Source organism: Hanstruepera neustonica (assembly GCF_002895005.1).
GTDB lineage: Bacteria > Bacteroidota > Bacteroidia > Flavobacteriales > Flavobacteriaceae > Hanstruepera > Hanstruepera neustonica.
This window is the reverse complement of record NZ_POWF01000001.1, coordinates 745,776-767,114: the sequence shown is the minus strand read 5'-3', so window position 1 is coordinate 767,114 and position 21,339 is coordinate 745,776. Positions and strand designations below refer to the sequence as shown.

Annotated in this window: 27 protein-coding genes; 10 read left to right on the top strand and 17 right to left on the bottom strand. The window is 36.5% G+C overall.

Translation table 11 applies throughout. The features are described 5' to 3' along the window. Positions 1-272: 272 nt before the first annotated feature. The 8 genes from C1T31_RS03465 to C1T31_RS03430 all read right to left on the bottom strand — a co-directional run bounded on the left by C1T31_RS03465 (position 273) and on the right by C1T31_RS03430 (position 6,092). Positions 273-1,016 carry a P-loop NTPase family protein gene (locus C1T31_RS03465; protein WP_103051054.1) on the bottom strand — a complete coding sequence of 248 codons (744 nt, stop codon included), beginning with the start codon at positions 1,014-1,016 and terminating at the stop codon, positions 273-275. Then, entirely contained in the window at positions 1,003-1,758 is a 756-nt protein-coding gene (locus tag C1T31_RS03460; RefSeq protein ID WP_123912619.1) for a hypothetical protein, read from the bottom strand. Before C1T31_RS03460 ends, C1T31_RS03465 begins: the two co-directional genes overlap by 14 nt. Next, positions 1,748-2,047: a helix-turn-helix domain-containing protein gene (locus C1T31_RS03455; protein ID WP_103051052.1), complete on the bottom strand. Its 300-nt coding sequence runs from the start codon at positions 2,045-2,047 to the stop codon at positions 1,748-1,750. The genes C1T31_RS03460 and C1T31_RS03455 overlap by 11 nt, the downstream gene beginning before the upstream one ends. Before the next feature lie 77 nt (positions 2,048-2,124). Next, entirely contained in the window at positions 2,125-2,904 is a 780-nt protein-coding gene (locus C1T31_RS03450) for a hypothetical protein (protein ID WP_103051051.1), read from the bottom strand. 14 nt (positions 2,905-2,918) lie between these two features. Next, complete coding sequence (locus tag C1T31_RS03445; RefSeq protein WP_103051050.1) at positions 2,919-4,217, bottom strand: tyrosine-type recombinase/integrase; 1,299 nt, start codon at positions 4,215-4,217, stop codon at positions 2,919-2,921. 247 nt (positions 4,218-4,464) lie between these two features. Then, a complete protein-coding gene (locus C1T31_RS03440; protein WP_103051049.1) occupies positions 4,465-5,064 on the bottom strand; it encodes a peroxiredoxin-like family protein in 600 nt (199 codons plus the stop codon). Between the two features lie 53 nt (positions 5,065-5,117). Next, positions 5,118-5,531 carry a DUF6691 family protein gene (locus C1T31_RS03435; protein ID WP_103051048.1) on the bottom strand — a complete coding sequence of 138 codons (414 nt, stop codon included), beginning with the start codon at positions 5,529-5,531 and terminating at the stop codon, positions 5,118-5,120. A gap of 3 nt (positions 5,532-5,534) precedes the next feature. Further along, a complete protein-coding gene (locus C1T31_RS03430; protein WP_103051047.1) occupies positions 5,535-6,092 on the bottom strand; it encodes a YeeE/YedE family protein in 558 nt (185 codons plus the stop codon). A gap of 147 nt (positions 6,093-6,239) precedes the next feature. Between C1T31_RS03430 and C1T31_RS03425 the strand changes: the two genes are divergently transcribed. Next, positions 6,240-7,118 carry a sterol desaturase family protein gene (locus C1T31_RS03425; RefSeq protein WP_103051046.1) on the top strand — a complete coding sequence of 293 codons (879 nt, stop codon included), beginning with the start codon at positions 6,240-6,242 and terminating at the stop codon, positions 7,116-7,118. 3 nt (positions 7,119-7,121) lie between these two features. On the opposite strand, the gene C1T31_RS03420 is transcribed toward C1T31_RS03425, so the two are convergent. The 9 genes from C1T31_RS03420 to C1T31_RS03380 form a co-directional block, all read right to left on the bottom strand. Then, a complete protein-coding gene (locus tag C1T31_RS03420; protein ID WP_103051308.1) occupies positions 7,122-7,703 on the bottom strand; it encodes a methyltransferase domain-containing protein in 582 nt (193 codons plus the stop codon). Between the two features lies 1 nt (position 7,704). Continuing rightward, a complete protein-coding gene (gene trxA, locus C1T31_RS03415) occupies positions 7,705-8,001 on the bottom strand; it encodes a thioredoxin (RefSeq protein WP_103051045.1) in 297 nt (98 codons plus the stop codon). 8 nt (positions 8,002-8,009) lie between these two features. After that, positions 8,010-9,014, bottom strand: coding sequence for a c-type heme family protein (locus C1T31_RS03410; protein WP_103051044.1), 1,005 nt, complete (start codon positions 9,012-9,014; stop codon positions 8,010-8,012). Then, on the bottom strand, positions 9,011-9,283 hold the full coding sequence (locus C1T31_RS03405; protein WP_103051043.1) for a heavy-metal-associated domain-containing protein: 273 nt from the start codon (positions 9,281-9,283) through the stop codon (positions 9,011-9,013). The genes C1T31_RS03410 and C1T31_RS03405 overlap by 4 nt, the downstream gene beginning before the upstream one ends. A 1-nt stretch (position 9,284) precedes the next feature. Continuing rightward, a complete protein-coding gene (locus C1T31_RS03400; RefSeq protein ID WP_243398890.1) occupies positions 9,285-9,644 on the bottom strand; it encodes a rhodanese-like domain-containing protein in 360 nt (119 codons plus the stop codon). 117 nt (positions 9,645-9,761) lie between these two features. Further along, positions 9,762-11,174: an MBL fold metallo-hydrolase gene (locus C1T31_RS03395; RefSeq protein WP_103051042.1), complete on the bottom strand. Its 1,413-nt coding sequence runs from the start codon at positions 11,172-11,174 to the stop codon at positions 9,762-9,764. Between the two features lie 68 nt (positions 11,175-11,242). Beyond that, positions 11,243-12,046: a sulfite exporter TauE/SafE family protein gene (locus C1T31_RS03390; RefSeq protein ID WP_103051041.1), complete on the bottom strand. Its 804-nt coding sequence runs from the start codon at positions 12,044-12,046 to the stop codon at positions 11,243-11,245. Between the two features lie 74 nt (positions 12,047-12,120). Beyond that, positions 12,121-12,756 (bottom strand): Crp/Fnr family transcriptional regulator, encoded by a 636-nt coding sequence (locus tag C1T31_RS03385; RefSeq protein ID WP_103051040.1) that lies wholly within the window; start codon positions 12,754-12,756, stop codon positions 12,121-12,123. Between the two features lie 5 nt (positions 12,757-12,761). Beyond that, positions 12,762-14,009, bottom strand: coding sequence for a cation:proton antiporter (locus tag C1T31_RS03380; RefSeq protein ID WP_103051039.1), 1,248 nt, complete (start codon positions 14,007-14,009; stop codon positions 12,762-12,764). A 130-nt stretch (positions 14,010-14,139) separates the two neighbouring features. On the opposite strand from C1T31_RS03380, the gene C1T31_RS03375 reads away from it, so the two are divergent. The 9 genes from C1T31_RS03375 (at position 14,140) to C1T31_RS03335 (ending at position 21,311) form a co-directional block, all read left to right on the top strand. Then, positions 14,140-14,475 carry an arsenosugar biosynthesis-associated peroxidase-like protein gene (locus C1T31_RS03375; protein WP_103051038.1) on the top strand — a complete coding sequence of 112 codons (336 nt, stop codon included), beginning with the start codon at positions 14,140-14,142 and terminating at the stop codon, positions 14,473-14,475. Then, positions 14,476-15,528 (top strand): arsenosugar biosynthesis radical SAM (seleno)protein ArsS, encoded by a 1,053-nt coding sequence (arsS, locus tag C1T31_RS03370; protein WP_103051037.1) that lies wholly within the window; start codon positions 14,476-14,478, stop codon positions 15,526-15,528. A 20-nt stretch (positions 15,529-15,548) separates the two neighbouring features. Beyond that, positions 15,549-16,025 (top strand): rhodanese-like domain-containing protein, encoded by a 477-nt coding sequence (locus C1T31_RS03365; RefSeq protein ID WP_243398889.1) that lies wholly within the window; start codon positions 15,549-15,551, stop codon positions 16,023-16,025. After that, on the top strand, positions 16,018-16,656 hold the full coding sequence (locus tag C1T31_RS03360) for a TIGR04282 family arsenosugar biosynthesis glycosyltransferase (protein ID WP_103051035.1): 639 nt from the start codon (positions 16,018-16,020) through the stop codon (positions 16,654-16,656). Before C1T31_RS03365 ends, C1T31_RS03360 begins: the two co-directional genes overlap by 8 nt. Then, a complete protein-coding gene (locus C1T31_RS03355; RefSeq protein WP_103051034.1) occupies positions 16,613-17,425 on the top strand; it encodes a purine-nucleoside phosphorylase in 813 nt (270 codons plus the stop codon). Before C1T31_RS03360 ends, C1T31_RS03355 begins: the two co-directional genes overlap by 44 nt. A gap of 120 nt (positions 17,426-17,545) precedes the next feature. Further along, positions 17,546-18,184, top strand: coding sequence for a DUF547 domain-containing protein (locus tag C1T31_RS03350; RefSeq protein ID WP_243398888.1), 639 nt, complete (start codon positions 17,546-17,548; stop codon positions 18,182-18,184). Between the two features lie 145 nt (positions 18,185-18,329). After that, positions 18,330-19,127: a TIGR04283 family arsenosugar biosynthesis glycosyltransferase gene (locus tag C1T31_RS03345; protein WP_103051033.1), complete on the top strand. Its 798-nt coding sequence runs from the start codon at positions 18,330-18,332 to the stop codon at positions 19,125-19,127. A gap of 117 nt (positions 19,128-19,244) precedes the next feature. After that, on the top strand, positions 19,245-20,771 hold the full coding sequence (locus C1T31_RS03340; RefSeq protein ID WP_103051032.1) for a carboxypeptidase-like regulatory domain-containing protein: 1,527 nt from the start codon (positions 19,245-19,247) through the stop codon (positions 20,769-20,771). A gap of 75 nt (positions 20,772-20,846) precedes the next feature. Further along, positions 20,847-21,311, top strand: coding sequence for a hypothetical protein (locus tag C1T31_RS03335; RefSeq protein ID WP_103051031.1), 465 nt, complete (start codon positions 20,847-20,849; stop codon positions 21,309-21,311). Positions 21,312-21,339: the final 28 nt, after the last annotated feature.

Genomic DNA, 21,339 nt, shown 5'->3' with positions numbered 1-21,339 from the left:
CAAAGGGACAGTAACAAAGAAAAGTAATCCAACATAATAGTATATCTAATGATTTTATAATGATTAATTCTTATATTAGTGATGCATAACTAAAAAGTTATTAAAGAATTCTCATAACTCAGTGTTAATGGTTTTTCCGCATTGTTTATGAGATGGGTTTAAAACTCCCTTAACACATGACTTGTAGCGCTTAAATGGTCTATCTGTGTGGAAGGGAGTTTTTGGTTTTTATCAAATAGGCATTAAAAAACATTCTTACTAACATTAGCTTTTTAATATTTATCTCTAATGCTCATTCCATTAAACTCAATGACGTTGAACATTTCAAACAATCTATCATATATTCGATGCCCATATCTTTCTCCTAATGAATCCAATGTTTTTTCAATACTGTTCGATTCATCTGAATAATTGCAAGTAGCATATGTTAACAACCTTTTATCATATCTTATGTTTAATACATCTTTTACAACATCAGTATGACCATAATTGCTGGCAAGTCTTTCAGCATCCATATCGTCTATAAACATGCCTTTTTTATATTCCATACTTTGAAAAAAATGTTCTTTATCAATGGGGGTTTTTAAAGTTTCATATAGTCTTACAAGCTCTGTAGATGAATATCCTTTAAATGTTAAGGGCTTAAACCCTCTAAACATACTTTCAAAAACATTAAAACTCATAGTTTTACCAACACCAGTACCACCAACAACAAGCAACCCTTTTCTGAAATCAGGCTTACTTATATCCTTTCTTAAATTTTCACATTCAAAGAAACTATTGTCTTGTAAGAAATAATAAAAAAGTGTTTTTATGTTGTTTATAAACATTTCATCTTTAATAAAAGGTTTGTTATACAATCTTTCAAAGTGTTCAATAAATGCGATCCATAATTGTTGTTTAGAGGGCAATGATGCGCTTGGAACATTATTGTTGATTGGTTTAATATTTTGTATTGTTGGATTGGTAATTTCACCCAACACTTCTTTAACGCTTACAGTACTATTTAATCTCATAACTTTTAGGATAACGGTTTTTAATTAATCGGGGTTTTTCTTTTTTATCATGGTTATAATTACGCTCGTTATTTATCCATTTTTCCAGCCTTTTTTCGATTTCAAAAAATCGCTGGCTTTCAAATCGCATTTTTGTACCATTGGGGTCTAATTCGCTCCAATAGTCATGAAAAGATTTTAATATTTTTGAATTATAATTAGTGTGAGCAAAAACATTCTCTCTAAATATCTTTTTTCTTCTTTTTATAGTATTATTATTAGTATTAGTTGTTGCTAATGGTCTGTCAACAGTATGCGATTGGTCAGCCAATGTCTTGTCAATAGCTTGTGATTGGTCTGCTAACATCTCTTTATCATCCACAGACTTTTGCAGTAATGACGCAGTATTTGAATGGTTTTCAACCCTGTCAACTTGATTTTGATTAGATTCTGAAACAAACTCATTCAGGTTTAGAACACGTATTTTTGTATAATTTGCAGTTGTAATACTGATATAGCCTGTATTTTCCAATTTTTTCAATGAAGTCCTCACCATACTAACTGTTAAACCAGTTTCATGAGCTAAACTTCCATGCGATGTTATAAACTCACCTTTATCAATTAAAATACCTTGCCATTTCTTTGGACTGTAATTGACCTTGATAAGACAATGCATAAACACTTTGTATGTGTTTAAGTCTTGATACCATTCCCATTCCATAATATCCCGTTTGAGCATAATAAATCCATTATTATTCATCATGAGATTCTTGTTTAATAAGTTTGGAATAGATTTCGCTCTTTTTGTAGTAAACACGATTACCCATGCGATAACTTGGAAGAATGCCATTTTTTCGCCAGTTGTGCAGGGCTTGCTTGGAGCATTTAAGCAAATCCATTGTTTCTTGAACAGTCAGCAGCTCCTCGTTTTCGGGTTTAGCAGTCTTGTTCATTTCATAAAACTCCTTAAGTGATTGACGAACTTCTTTTATAATGTCGTCTTTTAACTCATTAGGAGTCATTTGATAAATATGGGTCTGAATGTGATTCATATGGGGCTATTTGCTATTAATCATTTGCAAAGTTAGCCTCGAACACAAGTTTTTAATGTACCACTATGTACCGGTACTCAACCCACTATTTTGGAATTTGGAACACAAAACCCTGATTTTGTGAACTTTCTATCTGCATCTTGATACCTATCATCATCAATACTTGAATAACGCCTAATCGAATCAATTGATGGCGTTTCAGGAATGAATTTGAAAGAATTGAGTATCTGCCTTGATAATTCTGCGATGTTAACATCCCCATCTTTCTTCAGTGGTGGTTCAAAATATCCTTCCTCAACAAATTTGGAAATAATGTAAGCTAAATGAGATGGTTTACCTTTCCATATAAGAACATTTAAGTCTGCTTTAGGCAATTGAATACGTTCAAGAAATTCATTGATTATTTCAGCTCTTTTTTTGATATCAGCCTGAAGATTACCAAAAGCTATTTGATGCAACATTAACCCATAATCATAATTTGGATTATCAATTTTACCATCTTTCTCTATAAAACCATCATTTAATTTAGTATCATAATGTCCGCCAACCTCAATCATGGGTTGTGCATTATCAATTAATCCATCTATTTTAGGTAAAATCTTACATTCAAGTATATCTAAATACAAACTTGTGGTTTTACAATTGAAATAATGATATTCTAAAAACTCCTTTACCTCCAAAACATCAATTTCAAACAACAACTCCCTTGTGAAGTATTTTAGGTAAAAATCATCAACCAATTTAGGTTTATGATAATCGTGATTCTTTAATTCATATTTTTCAGGAGAGTATCCAGTTTCTTTCTTTCGTTCTAAAAAAGAAACGTCATCAATAGCGAAAGCATCGTTATAGTTCATATAATTTGGGTTGTTTAGTTATTAAAGAATGAGCTGTCAGCAATTTTTACAGCTCTCTCTTGTGGGGTTATGCGTATGTATTTATAAAATTCTCGTTCAGTTGAATGTCCACTAATTGCCATAATATCAATTACAGGCATTTTAGACAAATAAGCGTTGGTGCAAAATGAGCGTCTTGCAGTATGTGACACTATTAGGTTATGTTTAGGGACGGGTTCTGATTCTTTTTTACCTGATACCGTTTTGGTAATAGTTATTGGCTCTTCAATTTTAGCTTTCCTACCAGCCTTTTTAATATACTCATTAATATCAGGGTCATTCAACTTTCTTGGTGGATTACCATTATGCCTTTTGTTCATTATTTCTCTTACTCTGTGATGTACTGGAACGTACACTTTTTTATTTGTCTTTTGTTGGACAAACTCGAACACTTCACGACCATCAAACGTTTTAATCTGTTCAGGCTTAATCCCATTATAATCAGAAACCCTCTGACCAGTGTAGTAGCCAATCAGAAAAATATCTCTTGCCAACTCCCAATAGGGTGTTTTGGACAAATCTACGTTATAAAGTGCATCTATTTCCTTTTCTGTTAGGTAAATTGAAACCGTTTCCTCTGATACTGGCTTAAACTCCCTACTCTTATACTTCAAATTACTGTTATAGCCGTCCTCTGTAGCACTGTTAAGTATAGTTGTAAGGTTTTTGATGTGTTTACCAATGGTATTGACAGAATAACCATATTCCTCTAAATAAGAAATAAATTTATAGTAGAACTTTAGGTCAATATTATTAAAGTCTAATCCATAGCTTTTCCTTTTATTAAACTCTTTAAGTCTGTTTACTGTTTGCTTGTAAGCTCTTACGGTTATAGGGCTTAATTTAACCGCTTTTATGTCTTTGGATTGGCTTTCTTTATTAGCTATGTAATCATCAGCATAATCGAAAAATGTCGTGATTTTCTTTTTTTCTCCATCAACTTCTTTTCTGATGATTTTGGACAGTAGAGACTTCAATATTGTTTTATCTTGCTTATCATCTTCATTAAGCCCTGAAACAGCTGTAATAAAATCAGAAGAATATTTCAGTAAATCAGTGTTTACTTTCTCTCTATTGGCAATTGTAGAAACCGCTCTTATCCGTTGATTTGAATTATCCCAATTTTTTGGTTTGACCTTGTAACCTGTCGCAAATTTTATTCGATTATTGCGCCCAAAACTATAGTCCAAAAAAATAGATGTTTCTCCTTTTGAGCTAACATCCTTTAATCTATATTTAACCGTTCCTGAAGTTGACTGAATTGATTTACTCATAAAGTATTTAAGTTCGTATTTTTAAAAAGGGACAACAATGGGGACAACATCTTGTTGAATCATTGTTAATTCAAAATTACTATAAATACTTTAAAAACCCAATAAAATCAATACATATAAGGGTTAAAAGTAAAATCAGGTCAAATAGATTAAAATGGATTACACCAAAAAGTGGTACTGGAGGCACCACCGCTAAAAACCCGAACAAATTGTTCGGGTTTTTTGGTTTTATATGCAAAATAATCGTCTAATTTTTAGGTTTTAAAGCTTTTAAATTGGCTAACAAAAGCTCTGAACTCAATCGTATTTTATAATTTGGATTGATATACTCAAACAAGATTTCACCAGATGTATTTAATATAAAAACAGCAGGAACAGGTAATATATCCGTGGCGTCCATTTTGGTTTTCTTGGCAATATACAGTTTTGCCATACCGGGTGTTTGAAATCCAATACCCATTTCTTGAATAAACTTTGCTTGAGGATCGGCATATACTTGATAATTCAAACCTTCGGTATCAATCGTTGGTTTCAACGACGCAACATGGTCAGGGCTCACGGCCACAATTTGATAGCCTAAATCAATGATTTCCTGATCTGCTTCTCCCAACGCTGCTAATTGCTCATTACAATACGGACACCAACCGCCTCTATAGAAAACCAACACAGTGGGTTTTTCTTTAATGACTTTATGTAGAGAAACATCGCGACCATTTACATCCAACAATTTGGCATTGGGTATACTTTCACCAATTAGCAAGGGACTAATATCGGCTGCTTTTTCAGGAACTTGTGCAAATAATGTAAGTGATAAGAATAAGGCAAACAAGAGTGATAAAGACTTCATAAGATCATTTTCCTGATTCAGTCCTTTGTTTGTTTAACTCCTTACAAAATTATTTAATGTGGTAATTTATCTTTCAACAAACCATACACAAAGGTGCCAACAACAGCAGCAAAAACCACTAGAATCATAGGCATAAATCCCGCGCCCACCAAGGTGTACATAGGCCCTGGGCAGGCACCAGCTAAAGCCCAACCCAAACCAAACAGAATGCCACCAATCATATAACGGTAAAAACTTTTCTCTTTGGCTTCAAAATGAATAGCATTTTTATAAAATGATTTGATATTAAATCGTTTTATAGAATAAGTCATTAAAACACCTAATACTAGTGCCGACCCAATAATGCCATACATATGGAATGCCTGAAATTGAAACATTTCATAAATTCGAAACCAAGATGCTGCTTCCGACTTAAACATGGTAATGCCAAATAGAATTCCTATGACTAAATAAACAATCGTTTTCATCTCTTAAAATATTAGTGGGAATAACACATGAACCATCAATAATCCACCAATAAAAAAGCCAACAACAGCAATCAATGATGGTAATTGCAAATTACTCAAACCTGAAATGGCATGACCGGAAGTACAGCCTCCGGCATAGCGTGCACCAAAGCCAACCAAAAATCCGCCAATAATTAAAATTGCCAAGGCTTTAAAATCTGAAAAAACGGCATTACTGAATAACTCGGTGGGCAAGTAAGCCTCACCTGCACTGTTAAAACCTAATGCTCTCAAATTGGTGATGGTATCTGCATTAATAGCAACGGCTTCATTAGGTGTCATAAAATTTGAAGCTATAAAACCACCAATAACAGCACCTACAACAACAACTAAATTCCAGCGTTGGGACTTCCAGTCAAAATCAAAAAAAGTTGCTGACTTTCCAGCTCCCACCATACTACACATGGTTCTTAAGTTTGAAGACATTCCAAACCGTTTATCAACCATAATCAACAAAAACATGATAAAAGCAATCATGGGACCGGACACATACCATGGCCAAGGTTCATTTATTAAATCCATTTCAAAAAATTTTTACAAAGAAAAAGAAAATTGATGCTACCAGCCACATTTCGTAACATTAGTTACTGACTTTAACAGTTATTTAGTGCAATTTTGTATGAAATCATTTTACGAATTGTCCGTAACTTTGTAAAACAACAACTTTCTATGTGGGAATATATTGAAGTTTTTATAAATGCCTTCACAGGAACGCTGAATTGGACTTGGAATTCCATAACGTTTCAAGTGCCTTGGTATACTAATTACTTTTGGGGGTTAATTGTCATTTCTTTAGTGGTATGGCTACTGGAAATTGTCTTTCCTTGGCGTCGAGAGCAAGCTATTTTTAGAAAAGACTTTTGGCTGGATACCTTTTACATGTTCTTCAATTTTTTCATTTTCGCCATTATCATTACGGGTATTTACAGTGTTTTAGAGCTAGCTTTCAGTAATGTGGGGATTTCTATGAAAAGTCTCGCTATTATTGATATTTCAATTTGGCCAATGTGGCTCCAGTTGTTGGTGTTTTTTATCGTTTTGGATTTTGTGCAATGGTTTACCCACGTTATGCTACATCGTATTGAAGTGTTATGGCGTTTTCATCAAGTTCACCATAGTGTAAAAGAAATGGGATTTGCAGCCCATTTACGCTACCACTGGATGGAAAACATCCTGTACAAACCCTTAAAAGTTTTTGGTGTCATGATTTTAGGTGGTTTTGAACCCGAACAGGCTTACATTGTCCATTTTATGGCTATTACAATTGGTCATTTTAACCACTCGAATATTAAAATTACTTGGGGACCCCTAAAATATATATTTAATAATCCTGTCATGCATTTGTACCATCATGCTTACAGTTTACCAGATAATAGGCAATATGGGGTAAACTTTGGTATCAGCTTAAGTTTATGGGATTATATTTTCAAAACCAACTATGTTCCTGAAGACAGTGGAAGCATTAAGTTGGGATATAAAGGCGATGAAAACATGCCTCAAAATTTTTGGGGACAATTAACCCACGGCTTTTTTAAGAAAAAGAAGTAAGTCTTATTTCTTCAGCAACTTGATAAATAACTCGCGACCGGCTCTACTTTCGATGGAATTGTAGCATTCCTGGAAAACATCAATATAAAAATAGGGTTCAAAATAAAATAGATATTCTTTTTTTGAGCCTCCAAATGGCGGTCTATCCGTGTTCAAAGTATCATTGAACAACAAGCCTACCAGTTTACCATTTGTTTCTAAAAGCTCAACCATTTTTTCTGAATAAGCCATTCTCAAATCCGGATTAATGGCACAAAAAAATGTTTGCTCCAATATTAAATCAAAAGTCTCATTCAAGTCAAAGAAGTTAGTATGATATAGTTGCTCTTCAGGAAATTCAGGGACACGAGCCTTTAGATTACTCAAAGCCGTACTTGATAAGTCAACGACATGAACATTTTGAAAACCATCGCGAAGGAGATACTCGGCTTCATAGGCATTACCAGCGCCTGGAATCAGGATTTTGAGCGCTTTATTCTGTAGTTGATCAATATAGGTTTTTAACGGTGTAGAAACATGACCGATATCCCAACCCGTATCATGGGTTTTATAGCGATTATCCCAAAATTCTTCAGATAAATTCAAATCAGGCATGTGATTGTATCAGGGAAATTAAATCGTTTTTTTGAACGACTCCAGATTGCCGCCAAAGTTGTTTGCCCTTTTTATATAATACCAAAGTAGGCACACCTCTTACCTGCATTTGCGCAGCCAATGTTTGGTTTTTATCCACATCTACCTTTAAAATAGAAACTGATTCACCCAGTGCATCCTTTACCTCTTTGAGAATTGGTGCCATCATTTTACAAGGGCCACACCATTCTGCAAAAAAGTCCACGAGTACAGGTTTGTCTTGATTTATTAAATTAGAAAAGCTACTCATAACAAAATTTACTTATTAAATGATATGCTCCACATGCCTCGCACTTCATTTTCACCATAACCCGTTGCCAAATCCTGTGGATATAGGCGCTTAATAGTATTATAAACTTCGGGTTCAATATTCTTTCCATGACATTGCAAGCACATGCTGTTAGTCGTTATAGGATAATAAAAGTTTACAGTGTCCGTCCCTTCTTCAATAATAGCTTGCGGTTCTTGGTTTTCAGCTAGGGTTTTCTGAAACTTTCTAATATAGTATTTCTCTTTTGAATTTGCTGCGTTGTCTGGATTTCTGGGTTTGTCAGATACGCGTTTGATAGTCGCATTATAAACTACGGCCATACTATCCGTCAACGGATAGGCCACTTCGTTGCAAAAGGTAATGGCTTCCAAAGTACCTTTTTTCTGAATAGTGCCCATTAAGTTTTTTCCCAATTCAGCCTTCGTTCCCAAAGCGTATTTCAATCCGCGTTCTTCAAAGCTTAAATCTGAATCGTCAACTGTGGCTTGTTGTTTGTCCATCATCTGACCATGATGGCCATTTCCCTTGCCTTGGCCTTTACCCTGACCGTGACCTTGTTTAAAATGTTCTTCAAACCACTCGGGTTGCTCAATATCATTGTCATAAATGTAATCAGCAATTTGGGTAATGGTTGCCTCTGGATAATTGGCTTTTGGCATAACACCAAATCGTTTCACGGCACCAATCATCTTGGCGTCGTCAGCATTTGGATTTTTCATAAAATCCTGAATACTTTTTATAAAGTCTTTTTTTGAAATACCATTTGTTAAATAATGCTTCTTGACAGCTATCATGGGAGGTGCTATTCGGCTCTGCTCACTAGCTGTTGGACTATGGCACACATAACAATTGGTCTCCATGAGTTTTTTGCCAGGATGCTCTTCAGAATTCTTAATGGATTCGATTTCAGTATATCCGCTATTATGGTTGTTGTTTTTACAACCTACCATCAAAACAAGAAATACCAAAACAAAGGAGGTTCTCAAAATCATGATTTTGCCATTTTACCGGTTGCACAACTGATGTATGATTTAGCTTTTGTAATCATGGAATTTGCCGCATTTTGTTCTGGGTAGCCAATGGCTTTCAATCGGTCTTTTGCTTTAGTTAACTGTTCCTCTAGACTATATTGGAACGCTACAACACTGTTGTCAATATCAACATGAATGTCTTGAAGCCCTTCAATTTCAGATAGCTTATTCTTAACGGTGTTGGCACAACCGCCACATTTCAAGTTTTGGATTACAATAGCTGCATTCATGTTATTTCCAATTTAAATAACCACCTCTAAGATCGTAAATTTCCTTGAAACCCATAGCTACCAATTTTTTGGATGCTTGAGCACTACGCATGCCACTTCGGCAATAAACATAAACGGGCTTTTCTTTATCTAATTTTTCAAATTGACTAGCGAAAGACGGCGCGTTAAAATCAATATTTTGGGCATTTTTAATGTGACCCGATTGGTATTCGTTTGGTGTTCTGACGTCCACCAATTGTACTTTTCCTTTTTCAATTTGCGTTTTATATTCTGTTGGAGCCAAAACCTTAATGGCAGAATCTTGACTGGTTGTTCCGAATAACATGGATATTATTGACATAATGATTATTATTTGTTTCATGTTTAACATTAATTTCAAGTGTAAAATTACAACTTTGAAGTAAGCCTGTCCGTAACATTTGTTACTAAAAAAAGAGCGGCAATGCCGCTCTTTCAAATACCTAATTTAGTTGTCAAACTATTTTAATGTCGAAGGGCAAACATAATCTGTTACTGGGATTCCTGCTTTTTTAATAGCACCAAAACCACCTGCAACATCTACTAAATTATGAATACCGCGACTTTTTAAAATGGATGCTGCTATCACACTACGATAACCACCAGCGCAATGCACATAGAAAGTCTCATTTTCTGGAAACTCACTCAAATGATCATTCAAGAAGTCCAAAGGTGTTAAATGCGCATCTTTTACATGCTCGCTGGCATATTCACCTTTTTTTCGAACATCAAACACTGGGATATTCGAATCCGCTAATTTTTCTTTAAAGACATCTGCCGAAATGGATGAAATGGTATCGTATTCTTTAGAAGCCGCTTTCCATGCTTCAAAACCACCCTTTAAATATCCCAAAGTATTGTCAAAACCTACACGCGATAATCTAGTGATAGTTTCTTCCTCTCTACCTTCAGGAGTCACCAATAAAATCGGCTGTTTTACATCGGCTATCAATGCGCCAACCCATGGAGCAAAACCACCATCTATACCTATAAAAATGGATCTTGGAATATGGCCTTTCACAAACTCACTTTGATGACGTACATCCAATACCACGGCTTCTGTCTCATTGGCAGCAGCTTCAAAGGCATCAGGAGTTAAAGCTTGTGTGCCACGCTTTAATACCTCATCAATATCATCATAACCTTCTTTGTTCATTTTAACATTCAAAGGAAAATATTTTGGTGGGGCTTGCAAACCTTCGGTTACCTCATCAATAAATTCCTGTTTAGTCATATTGGCTCGTAAGGCATAATTCATGTTTTTTTGATTACCGAGCGTGTCTACTGTTTCCTTCATCATATTTTTACCACATGCCGATCCTGCGCCATGAGCAGGATAAACAATAACGTCATCGGCTAATGGCATAATTTTGCTTCGCAAACTATCATAGAGCATACCAGCCAATTCTTCTTGAGTCATATCAGCTGCTTTTTGAGCTAAATCTGGTCGCCCAACATCCCCTAAAAACAATGTGTCGCCACTAAAAATAGCATGATCTTTACCATTTTCATCACGTAGCAAATAGGTTGTACTCTCCATAGTATGTCCTGGTGTGTGCACGGCTACAATGGTAATGTTTCCAAGTTTAAATTCCTCCTGGTCTTTAGCTATGTGGGCATCAAACGAGGGATTAGCTGTTGGTCCATAAATGATTGGAGCGCCTGTCTCTTTTGATAGGGTAACATGCCCACTGACAAAATCAGCATGAAAATGGGTTTCAAAAATATATTTAATTTTAGCGTTAGCTTTCTTGGCTCTTTCAATGTAAGGCTTTACTTCTCGCAATGGATCAATAATAGCCACTTCACCTTCACTCTCTATGTAGTATGCGCCTTGTGCTAAACATCCAGTATATATTTGTTCTATCTTCATCTTTCTAAATTTTAATTTTACAAATTTACGATTTGATTATCAATCAAGCAGTAACTTAAGTTACAATCCTATTTTACAAAAAATTCCATGTAAAAAATAAATATGGCCATAACAAAAATAAAGTATCCAAATCCTTTTTTCAACTTATTACCATCAATAAAATTTCCTAAATAACTACCAATAAAGATACCAATTAAGGATATACCAGTAAATGTCATAAGAAATGTCCAGTCAATTTCCATAGTCATGGCATCTCCCAAAAAGAATCCTAACAAGGACTTAAAGGCTATAATAATCAATGAGGTTCCAACAGCAACCTTCATTTTGACATTAGCGAGAATCACTAGCGCTGGAATGATTAAAAACCCACCACCTGCGCCAATCAATCCTGTTATAGCCCCAACAATCAAACCTTCCAGCAAAATTAACGGGTAATTGTACTTGACCGCTTTATCAACTACTTTATCCTCACGTTTTTTTAGCATGGAAAACGCTGCTGGAAACATGAGTAGCGCGAAAAGCCCAAACATGGCCATACGTCTTGTGAATTCAAAATCGTTTACTTCAAACAACACATCAGGTAATGCAGGCACCAAATAATGTCTTACCAAAGTAACACCCACAATGGCAGGCAAGCCAAAAACAACTGCTGTACGCCAATCCACATATCCTTTGAAATGCTGCTTAACGCCACCAATTAACGCACTAAATCCTACAATAAACAGCGAATAGGCTGTGGCTACTTTTTCATTAACCATAAATAAATAGGCCAATACAGGAACTGCCAAAATAGAACCTCCGCCTCCAATCAAGCCAAGTGAAATGCCAATGATCAAAGCGCTGATATATCCAAAAATTTCCAGTAGTTCCATATTTTAGTAATTATAACTTTGGATGCAAAAGTACTCATGCTGTCAAAAGTTATCAGTAACAACAGTTACAATGACTAGTTGATGTTCTTTATCACAATATGATTTCTGTGCAACTCCACCTTTCCTAAATTCTCTAACTTTTTAAGAAGTCGTGAAATAACCACCCGCGATGTATGTAACTCGTAAGCTATTTCTTGATGCGTACTGTTGATAATATTATCGTTTGAAATCCGGGCTTTTTCATTAAGATATTTCAACAAGCGCTCATCCATTTTTAAAAAGGCAATACTATCAATGGTTTCCAATAGCTCATTGAGTCTATTATGATAGCTTTCAAACACAAAATTCCGCCAACTTTTATATTTAGCTGACCACTCTTCCATCTTTTCTATGGGAATCATGATGAGTTTGGCATCCGTTTCAGCAATAGCGCGAATCTCACTTTTCTTTTGACCCAAGCAACAGGTTAAGGTCATGGCACAGGTATCACCTTTTTCCAAAAAATAAAGTAATAGCTCATCGCCATCATGGTCTTCTCGTAATATCTTGATAGCTCCAGAAATCAACAAAGGCATCGAACGGACGTACTCACCAATCTCAATCATTTTATGGCCTTCTGGAATATCCTTGTAGGTTCCAACCTGACTAATCTCATTTAAAAGCTCTTTTTCAAAAAGATGGGCATAGTTCTGGGTTAGTTCTTGAATCATAATTTTTAATTAATGGTTGGTGTAAATCGCTTGACCAAATTACCCAAAGATAAACCTTGAACTAAAATGGAAAATATAACAATGATATAGGTAACAACTAAAAATAAGTCCCGGTGCATATCCAGTGTCAATCCTAGAGCCAAGGCAATGGATATCCCACCGCGTAATCCGCCCCAGGTCATAATAAGATTCGTTTTTGGAGCAAAGTCCAGACCCTTTTCAAAAAACTTAACAGGTAACAATAACGACAAATAGCGACAAATTAACACAATAGGAATAGCTACAAGTCCCGCAAACATATAATTGGTTTCAAAGGTTAAAACCAAAATCTCCATACCTATCAACACGAACAAAATGGTGTTCAACAAAATATCGACCAGTTCCCAAAATTTATCCACATAACTTTCGGTTATTTCTGACATGGCTGAATTTCTTACCGTATCGTTTCCAATAACCAATCCAGCCGTTACCATAGCTAATGGTGCCGATAAGTGATATAATTGAGCAACAACAGTTCCTCCCATAACAGCAGCTAATGTTATAATAACTTCAATATCATAATCATCAATAGATCTCATTAAACGATAGGTAACCCATCCAACAGCCAGTCCCAATGCAATACCGCCAATAACCTCAACGACAAAGAGCTCAAGAATTTCAGACACTTGAATTTCGCCACTGCCCAATTGGGCTATTTTAAAAATGGTCAGAAATACGACAACGCCCACACCATCGTTAAATAAGGACTCCCCAACAATTTTAGTCTCCAACTTTTTAGGAGCACCTACATTTTTTAGAATACCCAAAACAGCAATGGGATCAGTAGGTGAAATCAAAGCACCAAACAAGAGACAATAAACCAATTCTACTGGCAATCCAAAAATTGGCAATAAAAAATACATACCATAGCCAACCAAAAAAGTGGATGTCAAAACTCCTATTGTAGCAAAAACTAAAACTGGCCAACGTTGCACCCGTAACTGCTCGAAATTGGTATGCAAGGCTCCCGCAAACAGCATAAAACTCAACATGACATCCAGAAGGATTTCCTTAAAATCTATTTGGGTAATAATGTAGCGTTCTGCATTAAGTAAGGTTGTATCTACGGCGCTCAAAGCAAAAACTGCCAAGGTAAAAACAATGGTTATCAGCATGAGTCCTATCGTATTTGGCAGCTTTAAAAACCGCACATTAACATAACCAAAAATAGCCGATATGACCACCAGAACAGTGGCTATATGAAAGTAATCCATAACAATAGTTTATATTATTTGCAATATACCATTTTTCGTTTTTTCAAGAATTGAAACTTCATATTTTCTGTAATCTTTAATTCATAGCTTCGACTTAAAACCGTATATTCCATTTTCAAAAAAATAAACCATGCAAAAAACCTATTACGACCCAGCCGATCTTAAAAAATTTGGAAAAATATCTGATTGGAATGAGGAATTGGGCTCTAAATTCTTCGATTATTACAATGCTGTTTTTAAGGAAGGCCATTTAACCGAACGGGAAAAGTCCCTGATTGCGCTGGCAGTTGCCCATACTATTCAATGTCCATATTGTATCGATGCCTACACGGGCGATGGATTACAACGTGGCATTACCAAAGCCGAAATGATGGAAGCACTACATGTAGCTGGTGCCATTCGTGGAGGCGCCTCGTTGGTTCATGGTGTCCAAATGATGAATAAAGTCAATAAACTGGATTTATAAATGCTCCAATCCCTCCATAAAAGAAATAGTGAATTAGCCGAAAGTAACCGACAACTGGAAATTTTATCCAATGGTATTTTTGAAGCCGATGAATTGCCTAAATTCAAAAACAAGCTGGCCGAAAGCCAACAATTTCCATTGAAAGCCAGGAAGCTGGAAATCCTTCAAATTAATGTAGGTTACATGTGCAATCAAGTTTGTGCGCATTGCCATGTAGATGCTGGACCTGATCGGAAGGAAATTATGACCAAAGAAACCATGCTACAATGCTTGGATGTGATAAAACAAACCAAAGCTCATTCATTAGATTTAACGGGTGGTGCTCCAGAAATGAATCCCAATTTCCGATGGTTTGTGGAAGAAGCAGCCAAGGCAGGCATTAAGGATTTTATTGTGCGCTCCAATTTGACCATCATTAGAGCTAATAAAAAATATCATGATTTACCAGAATTTTTCAAAAAACATAATATCCATGTCGTGAGCTCCATGCCACATTGGACTAAAGGCAAAACCGATAAGCAACGTGGTGATGGTGTTTTCGACAAATCTATCCAGGCACTTCAAGTTTTGAATGCCATAGGTTATGGTATGCCTGAAAGTGACTTGCGCTTAGATTTAGTTTACAATCCCTCTGGCGCCTTTCTGCCAGGGAATCAAGCAGCATTGGAAAAAGATTTTAAAAAATCGTTATTGGATGATTTCGGGATTCATTTTCATAATTTGTTTGCACTAACCAATTTACCCGTCAGTCGATTTTTGGATTACTTAATTGCATCCGAAAATTATGAAGATTATATGTACGCACTGGTTGAAGCATATAACCCTGAAGCTGTCAAAAACGTCATGTGTACCAATACCTTATCGGTAAGCTGGGACGGATTCTTATATGATTGTGATTTTAACCAAATGCTACAATTACCCGTAAACAGTCAGGCCAAACACATTTCTGAATTCAACGAATCCCTTCTTGAAGGTAGAAATATTGTCATTTCGCAGCACTGTTATGGCTGTACCGCTGGTGCTGGTAGTAGCTGTCAAGGAAGTGTTACCTGATGAAACGACATATCCTAAATATGGTCCTAATCGTCTTTGGTATAGTTACTGGCTATTCCCAAGAGTCGTTGTCTGAATTGCTAAAAAAACACAACACCAATGCGGTGCCTTATATAAGTGTTCAGGAACTAGCCATGCCGAAAACACAAGCAGTAATATTGGACGCTCGAGAACGCCCAGAATTTGAAGTGAGCCACATAAATAACGCTATGTACGTGGGTTATAATAATTTCGATTTGGAGCAAGTACAGACCAAAATACCTGATAAAAACCAAACCATTGTGGTGTATTGCTCATTGGGTATTCGTTCGGAAGATATTGCGGAAAAACTTCAAAAGGCGGGATATAAACAGGTCTATAATCTATATGGAGGCATCTTCGAATGGAAAAATGCTGATTACACCGTTTTTGATGATAATGGTGAAACCACCAAAGTTCACGGGTTTTCAAAAGAATGGAGTAAGTGGCTAAAAAAAGGAGACTGCGTCTATGAGTAAGGAGTTACTGATTGTGTTTGTAAAAAACAGCGTGTTGGGCAAGGTAAAAACGCGCCTGGCAAAAGACATAGGTAACGATGCCGCTTTTGAAGTTTATAAAATGCTCGTATCTAAAACAGAGCAAGCCACTAATCAGATAGCTATTGACAAACACATCTATTTTTCAGATACCAATGAAAAAACAGGATGGCACCATGATTTCAAAACCATTCAACAAGGGCATGATTTAGGCGAACGCATGAAAAACGCCTTTAAAGATGGTTTTGAAAAAGGCTATCAAAACATCGTACTCATAGGCTCGGATTTGCCTGATATATCAGAAGAACTCATAAACAAATCCTTTGAAGTATTGAAAACGTCCGATACCGTTTTTGGTCCTGCTGAAGATGGCGGCTATTATCTGGTTGGCATGAAACAGCTTCATGAAAACCTTTTCAAAAACATGCCTTGGAGTACATCAAGAGTTTTCGAAGAAACGATGAACGTGTTAGAATCTCAATCTATTTCAGTAGGTTTGTTAGAAACGCTTAATGATATTGACACCTTGGAAGATTTAAAAAATTCATCCATTTATAAGATATATTTACATGATAAAATTCATAACGGAAACAACCGAATATTTACAAAGTAAAGGCTTTGAAAACCCTGAAATTGGCATCATCCTAGGAACAGGATTGGGAAAACTATTGGAAGAAGTCGAAATCCTTCATGAAGTGAGCTACAACCATATCCCAAACTTTCCAACTGCTACCGTCGAATTCCATAAAGGTAAACTCATTTACGGAATTATTGAAGGTAAAAAAGCCGTCATCATGCAAGGACGCTTCCATGTATATGAAGGTTATACACTGCAAGATGTGACCTATCCGGTTCGGATTATGGAAAAACTGGGCATCAAAACACTTTTGGTTTCCAATGCCTCTGGCGCCATCAACCTGAACTTTAAAAAAGGAGAACTGATGCTCATTACAGACCATATCAATCTTCAAGGCAGCTCGCCTTTGGCTTTTAAAGGTGTGGAATTTTTAGGCGAACGCTTCACCGATATGAGCGAACCCTATGACACTATAATCAATTCCAAATTTGAATCCATCGCCAAGGAACATGGCATCACGCTTCATAAAGGCGTGTATGCATCGGTTGTTGGACCTCAATTAGAAACCAAGGCCGAATACCGCATGTTAAAGATCATTGGTGCCGATGCCGTAGGCATGAGTACCGTACCTGAAATTATTGTGGCCAACCATTTAGGTTTAAAGGCTGCTGCAGTTTCGGTGTTGACTGACGAATGTGACCCTGACAACTTACAGCCGGTTGACATCACAGAAATCATAGAAATGGCTGGAAAGGCAGAACCACAAATGATAACGCTTTTCAAAAAATTGATTAAACAACTTTAAGGGCTTATTCCATTTGGAATAATTATTGAACTCAATGGATAAATGAATATGATGATTCGAAATTTGTTTTTAATTACTTGCTTTCTTTTGGTTTCTGTAGTATCCACCAAAGCACAATCGATGGATCATAATCTATGGACAAGCTTCCTACAAAAACACGTATCCATAACTGGGCAAGTGGATTATAAAAACATATTGGCGGATGATACTGAATTGAAGGCCTACATCCAGCAACTAAACAATAATACTCCAAATAAAAACTGGTCCAAAAACGAAACTTTAGCTTACTGGATAAACGCTTACAACGCCTTGACCATTGATTTAATCCTTCGGAACTACCCAGTAAAAAGTATTAAGGACATCAAAGACCCTTGGGATCAAAAGTATTATTCATTCAATGGCCAGATGCTTTCCTTAAACCAAATTGAACATGATATCTTACGCAAAATGGACGAACCACGTATACATTTTGCCATTGTTTGCGCTTCGGAATCCTGTCCAAAGTTGCTTAATGAAGCTTATGTTACCAATAAATTGGAAGAGCAACTAACCAATGCTACAAAGACCTTTGTAAATGATAATTCCAAGAACATTATAAGGAGCAATCAATTGGAGCTATCTAAAATCTTTAAATGGTTTACCAAAGATTTTAAACAACAGGGTTCGCTGATTGATTTTCTCAACCAATATTCAGCAGTGCCCATTTCTGATGATGCCAAAATCAGTTATCTGGAATACAATTGGGATTTAAATGACTAACTTACTTTGTCATTCCTGCGTAGGCAGGAAATCGAAGATTCAGCGGAGCTAATCCATATATAAAGCACAGTTTATCCTGTCATTACGAGGAACGAAGTGACGTGGTAATCTCTAACAAAGAATAGGTTGCTTCAACTTTTACCAAATGAAAAACCAACTCTCCATAATTATTCCCATACTTAATGAAGCTGACAACATCATCCCATTATTAAATCTCCTAAACACCAATACTTCAGTAGAAAACATATCCGAAATCACCCTAGTAGATGGCGGCAGCACAGACGGAACGCTAGAAAAAGTTGAAAACTTCCTGTCAGGTCGAGCATTATCGAGTTCAAAATATATTTTGAACGAAGATACCTTGCAAAGCAAGTCGAGACCTAATACAAGTCTATCGAATACATTCAAAAGTAAAATTACGCTATTAAACGCCCCAAAAGGGCGCGCCAAGCAAATGAATCTGGGTGCCAAACACGCATCTGGAAACATTCTCTATTTCCTGCACGCCGATTCATTTCCACCTAAAAACTTTGACCAGCTCATCATTAATCAGGTTACTAATGGTCATCAAGCAGGTTGCTTCCGATTACAGTTTGACAGCAACCATTGGTGGTTACGTTTGGCAAGCTGGCTCACACAATTCTCATGGCGTGCCTGCAGAGGTGGCGACCAAAGTCAGTTTATTACCAAAGCTTTGTTTGAAGAAATTGGCGGCTATGATGAATCTTATATTATATATGAAGACAATATCTTGATTAACGAACTTTACGCCAGAAAGGAATTCGTTGTCATCAACGAAAAACTGATAACATCGGCAAGGCTTTATGAAAAACACGGTGTCTGGAAATTGCAATACCATTTTTGGGCTATCTACGTTAAAAAATGGTTCGGTGCTTCCGCAGAGGAGCTCTACAGCTATTACAAAAAGCATATTGCCAAGTAACAAAACCCCTGGTTCGCTCGTCTGTTAAATATAAGATAAAATTGACTTAAGAAACTTTTAAAAGTGATTATCAATCCTTTTTAAAAGAATACTTTCGAAATCAAAATAAACAAACAGATGAAACTAACCAGCATGGCTTTAATCGTTACAGTACTTGTAACAACAGCCACATTTTCACAACACAGCGTTTCTGCTAAATTGATAGATTCCACAACCCAAAAACCCATTCCCTTTGCAACCATTGCCATAGACGACCGTACAGGGGTTATCTCCAACGATAATGGCGATTTTAATATTACCATTGACAAAAAAATCACAGAATCCGATTCCCTGTTCATCAACTGCTTGGGCTATGAAGAAAAGCGCATTGCCATCAAAACCTTTACCGATAGTATCATTCAGTTGCAAACAAAGGCCATTGACTTAAGCGAAGTCTTCCTGACCAATAAAAACTACACCATCGATGAGATTTTGGAACGTGTCAAGGAAGGGCTTGAAACCAATTACGATTTTGGCTATACCAAACGTAAGCTATTCTACCGCGAATCCTATTACACCGAAATGCTCAAAACAGATGTCAATATCAAAAAATCAACCATCCCAGAATTCAACCAGGCCTTTATGGATAGTGTTGTGTCGGCCATTCCAAGAAACACCGACAATCACACCGAAATACTGGGCGAATTATATGGTAAAATCGAAAGCGGGCAGCCACAAAAAATGGATATCCTAAAGGCCTCACGTTTATACGACAAGAAAAACGAAGTCACCTTTGAAAACTATGAAGACCGTTTTAACCAGATTATCAAAAAACATGTGAAACGCGACTCCTATTTCAAAATCAAATCGGGTTGGTTTGGTACGAAAGAAGAAATAGACTCTACCTTTTTTGAAGAGGAAAAAGTGGATGAAGAAACGGCTGAATTCATTGCTCAAAAACAAGAGCAGGAAGCAAAACGCAAGGAAAACTTCCTAAAATGGCGCAAACACACCATTCACAATTTTGAAAACGACGGCTTCTTGGCCGAAGATACCGATCTCAACTTTCTGGAAAAGTCCAGAAAATATGACTTCGAACTACACGATTTCGCCTACCTTAACAACGAGTTTGTTTACACTATCAGTTTCAAGCCAAAGCGTGGAGCCGATTTTGAAGGCATAATGTATGTCAATACACAAGATTTTGCCGTGGTACGTGTCGATTATAAAAACGTCAAGCCATTACGTAAGTTTGGGTTGTTGGGTATTTCCTTAAACGAATATTTAAAGGAAGGCACCATCATCTACCAAAAAAATGATAATGACAAATATACCTTAAAGTATGCGGATGCTTCTTTTGGTCAGCGTGTGGGTATTAAAAGACCCATCAAGATTATCGAAAAAAACAAACACGTTAAAGGCCGACGCAAACAAAACGAAGTGACTGGTGATATTCACTTTATCGTCAAGAATATTGACAAACGCGAACTCATTGTTTTTGAATCTGACCCAATTACTGATGCCGATTTCAATGCCTTTAACGAAGTACCCGATGTCACACCAACCTACCTTCCAAAATACGACCCTGAATTCTGGAAAGGCTACAACATCATTGAACCCAATCAGGCGATCAAGGACTTTAAAATCATGGACAGCGCCAATTAAGTCTTAAAATTATTATAAATTAAGCCAGAATCCATAAGGTTTTAGAAATTGCACGACTAAAACCAAAAACGGAATATGAGCAACAGTATCAATCAAACCCAAGAAAAAGAACCCAATATATTCAAATGGGCATTGAAGTTCGCCGCATCGGCTGGAATCGCAGGCATTATTTGCTGTGTCGCACCAGCAGTGCTGTTTATGTTTGGCCTCATGGGTGGTATCTATGCCATTTCCTTTGCCGATTTCTTTTACGCCGAAGATGGTTCCGTTGGTGTGGGCTCTTGGATACTTCGTGGTGCTGCCGTACTCATTGGTATCTATGGTATTTACCTCTATCGCAAAAAGCAAAATCAATGTTCCATTGACCCGAAACGCAAACGCAAAAACATCATTTTGGTAACCATCATTACCGCAGTTTTGGGTGTGGGTATCTTCCTAACGTTGGAAAAATGGTCGTCTTGGTATTTCGATAAGCACATTGTACCAGCCCAACAAGAAGAATATCGTCAAATGGAGATACAAAATCAGTCTGGCGAATAGCACGAAAGCCTAAACAATCGTATTTTTG

Bases quoted from the DNA above. Each gene is read 5' to 3' on its own strand.
- C1T31_RS03465 (WP_103051054.1), bottom strand. From the start codon at position 1,016: ATGAGATTAAATAGTACTGTAAGCGTTAAAGAAGTGTTGGGTGAAATT.
- C1T31_RS03460 (WP_123912619.1), bottom strand. From the start codon at position 1,758: ATGATGAATAATAATGGATTTATTATGCTCAAACGGGATATTATGGAA.
- C1T31_RS03455 (WP_103051052.1), bottom strand. From the start codon at position 2,047: ATGAATCACATTCAGACCCATATTTATCAAATGACTCCTAATGAGTTA.
- C1T31_RS03450 (WP_103051051.1), bottom strand. From the start codon at position 2,904: ATGAACTATAACGATGCTTTCGCTATTGATGACGTTTCTTTTTTAGAA.
- C1T31_RS03445 (WP_103051050.1), bottom strand. From the start codon at position 4,217: ATGAGTAAATCAATTCAGTCAACTTCAGGAACGGTTAAATATAGATTA.
- C1T31_RS03440 (WP_103051049.1), bottom strand. From the start codon at position 5,064: ATGAAGTCTTTATCACTCTTGTTTGCCTTATTCTTATCACTTACATTA.
- C1T31_RS03435 (WP_103051048.1), bottom strand. From the start codon at position 5,531: ATGAAAACGATTGTTTATTTAGTCATAGGAATTCTATTTGGCATTACC.
- C1T31_RS03430 (WP_103051047.1), bottom strand. From the start codon at position 6,092: ATGGATTTAATAAATGAACCTTGGCCATGGTATGTGTCCGGTCCCATG.
- C1T31_RS03425 (WP_103051046.1), top strand. From the start codon at position 6,240: ATGTGGGAATATATTGAAGTTTTTATAAATGCCTTCACAGGAACGCTG.
- trxA (WP_103051045.1), bottom strand. From the start codon at position 8,001: ATGAGTAGCTTTTCTAATTTAATAAATCAAGACAAACCTGTACTCGTG.
- C1T31_RS03410 (WP_103051044.1), bottom strand. From the start codon at position 9,014: ATGATTTTGAGAACCTCCTTTGTTTTGGTATTTCTTGTTTTGATGGTA.
- C1T31_RS03405 (WP_103051043.1), bottom strand. From the start codon at position 9,283: ATGAATGCAGCTATTGTAATCCAAAACTTGAAATGTGGCGGTTGTGCC.
- C1T31_RS03400 (WP_243398890.1), bottom strand. From the start codon at position 9,644: ATGAAACAAATAATAATCATTATGTCAATAATATCCATGTTATTCGGA.
- C1T31_RS03395 (WP_103051042.1), bottom strand. From the start codon at position 11,174: ATGAAGATAGAACAAATATATACTGGATGTTTAGCACAAGGCGCATAC.
- C1T31_RS03390 (WP_103051041.1), bottom strand. From the start codon at position 12,046: ATGGAACTACTGGAAATTTTTGGATATATCAGCGCTTTGATCATTGGC.
- C1T31_RS03385 (WP_103051040.1), bottom strand. From the start codon at position 12,756: ATGATTCAAGAACTAACCCAGAACTATGCCCATCTTTTTGAAAAAGAG.
- C1T31_RS03380 (WP_103051039.1), bottom strand. From the start codon at position 14,009: ATGGATTACTTTCATATAGCCACTGTTCTGGTGGTCATATCGGCTATT.
- C1T31_RS03375 (WP_103051038.1), top strand. From the start codon at position 14,140: ATGCAAAAAACCTATTACGACCCAGCCGATCTTAAAAAATTTGGAAAA.
- arsS (WP_103051037.1), top strand. From the start codon at position 14,476: ATGCTCCAATCCCTCCATAAAAGAAATAGTGAATTAGCCGAAAGTAAC.
- C1T31_RS03365 (WP_243398889.1), top strand. From the start codon at position 15,549: ATGGTCCTAATCGTCTTTGGTATAGTTACTGGCTATTCCCAAGAGTCG.
- C1T31_RS03360 (WP_103051035.1), top strand. From the start codon at position 16,018: ATGAGTAAGGAGTTACTGATTGTGTTTGTAAAAAACAGCGTGTTGGGC.
- C1T31_RS03355 (WP_103051034.1), top strand. From the start codon at position 16,613: ATGATAAAATTCATAACGGAAACAACCGAATATTTACAAAGTAAAGGC.
- C1T31_RS03350 (WP_243398888.1), top strand. From the start codon at position 17,546: ATGGATCATAATCTATGGACAAGCTTCCTACAAAAACACGTATCCATA.
- C1T31_RS03345 (WP_103051033.1), top strand. From the start codon at position 18,330: ATGAAAAACCAACTCTCCATAATTATTCCCATACTTAATGAAGCTGAC.
- C1T31_RS03340 (WP_103051032.1), top strand. From the start codon at position 19,245: ATGAAACTAACCAGCATGGCTTTAATCGTTACAGTACTTGTAACAACA.
- C1T31_RS03335 (WP_103051031.1), top strand. From the start codon at position 20,847: ATGAGCAACAGTATCAATCAAACCCAAGAAAAAGAACCCAATATATTC.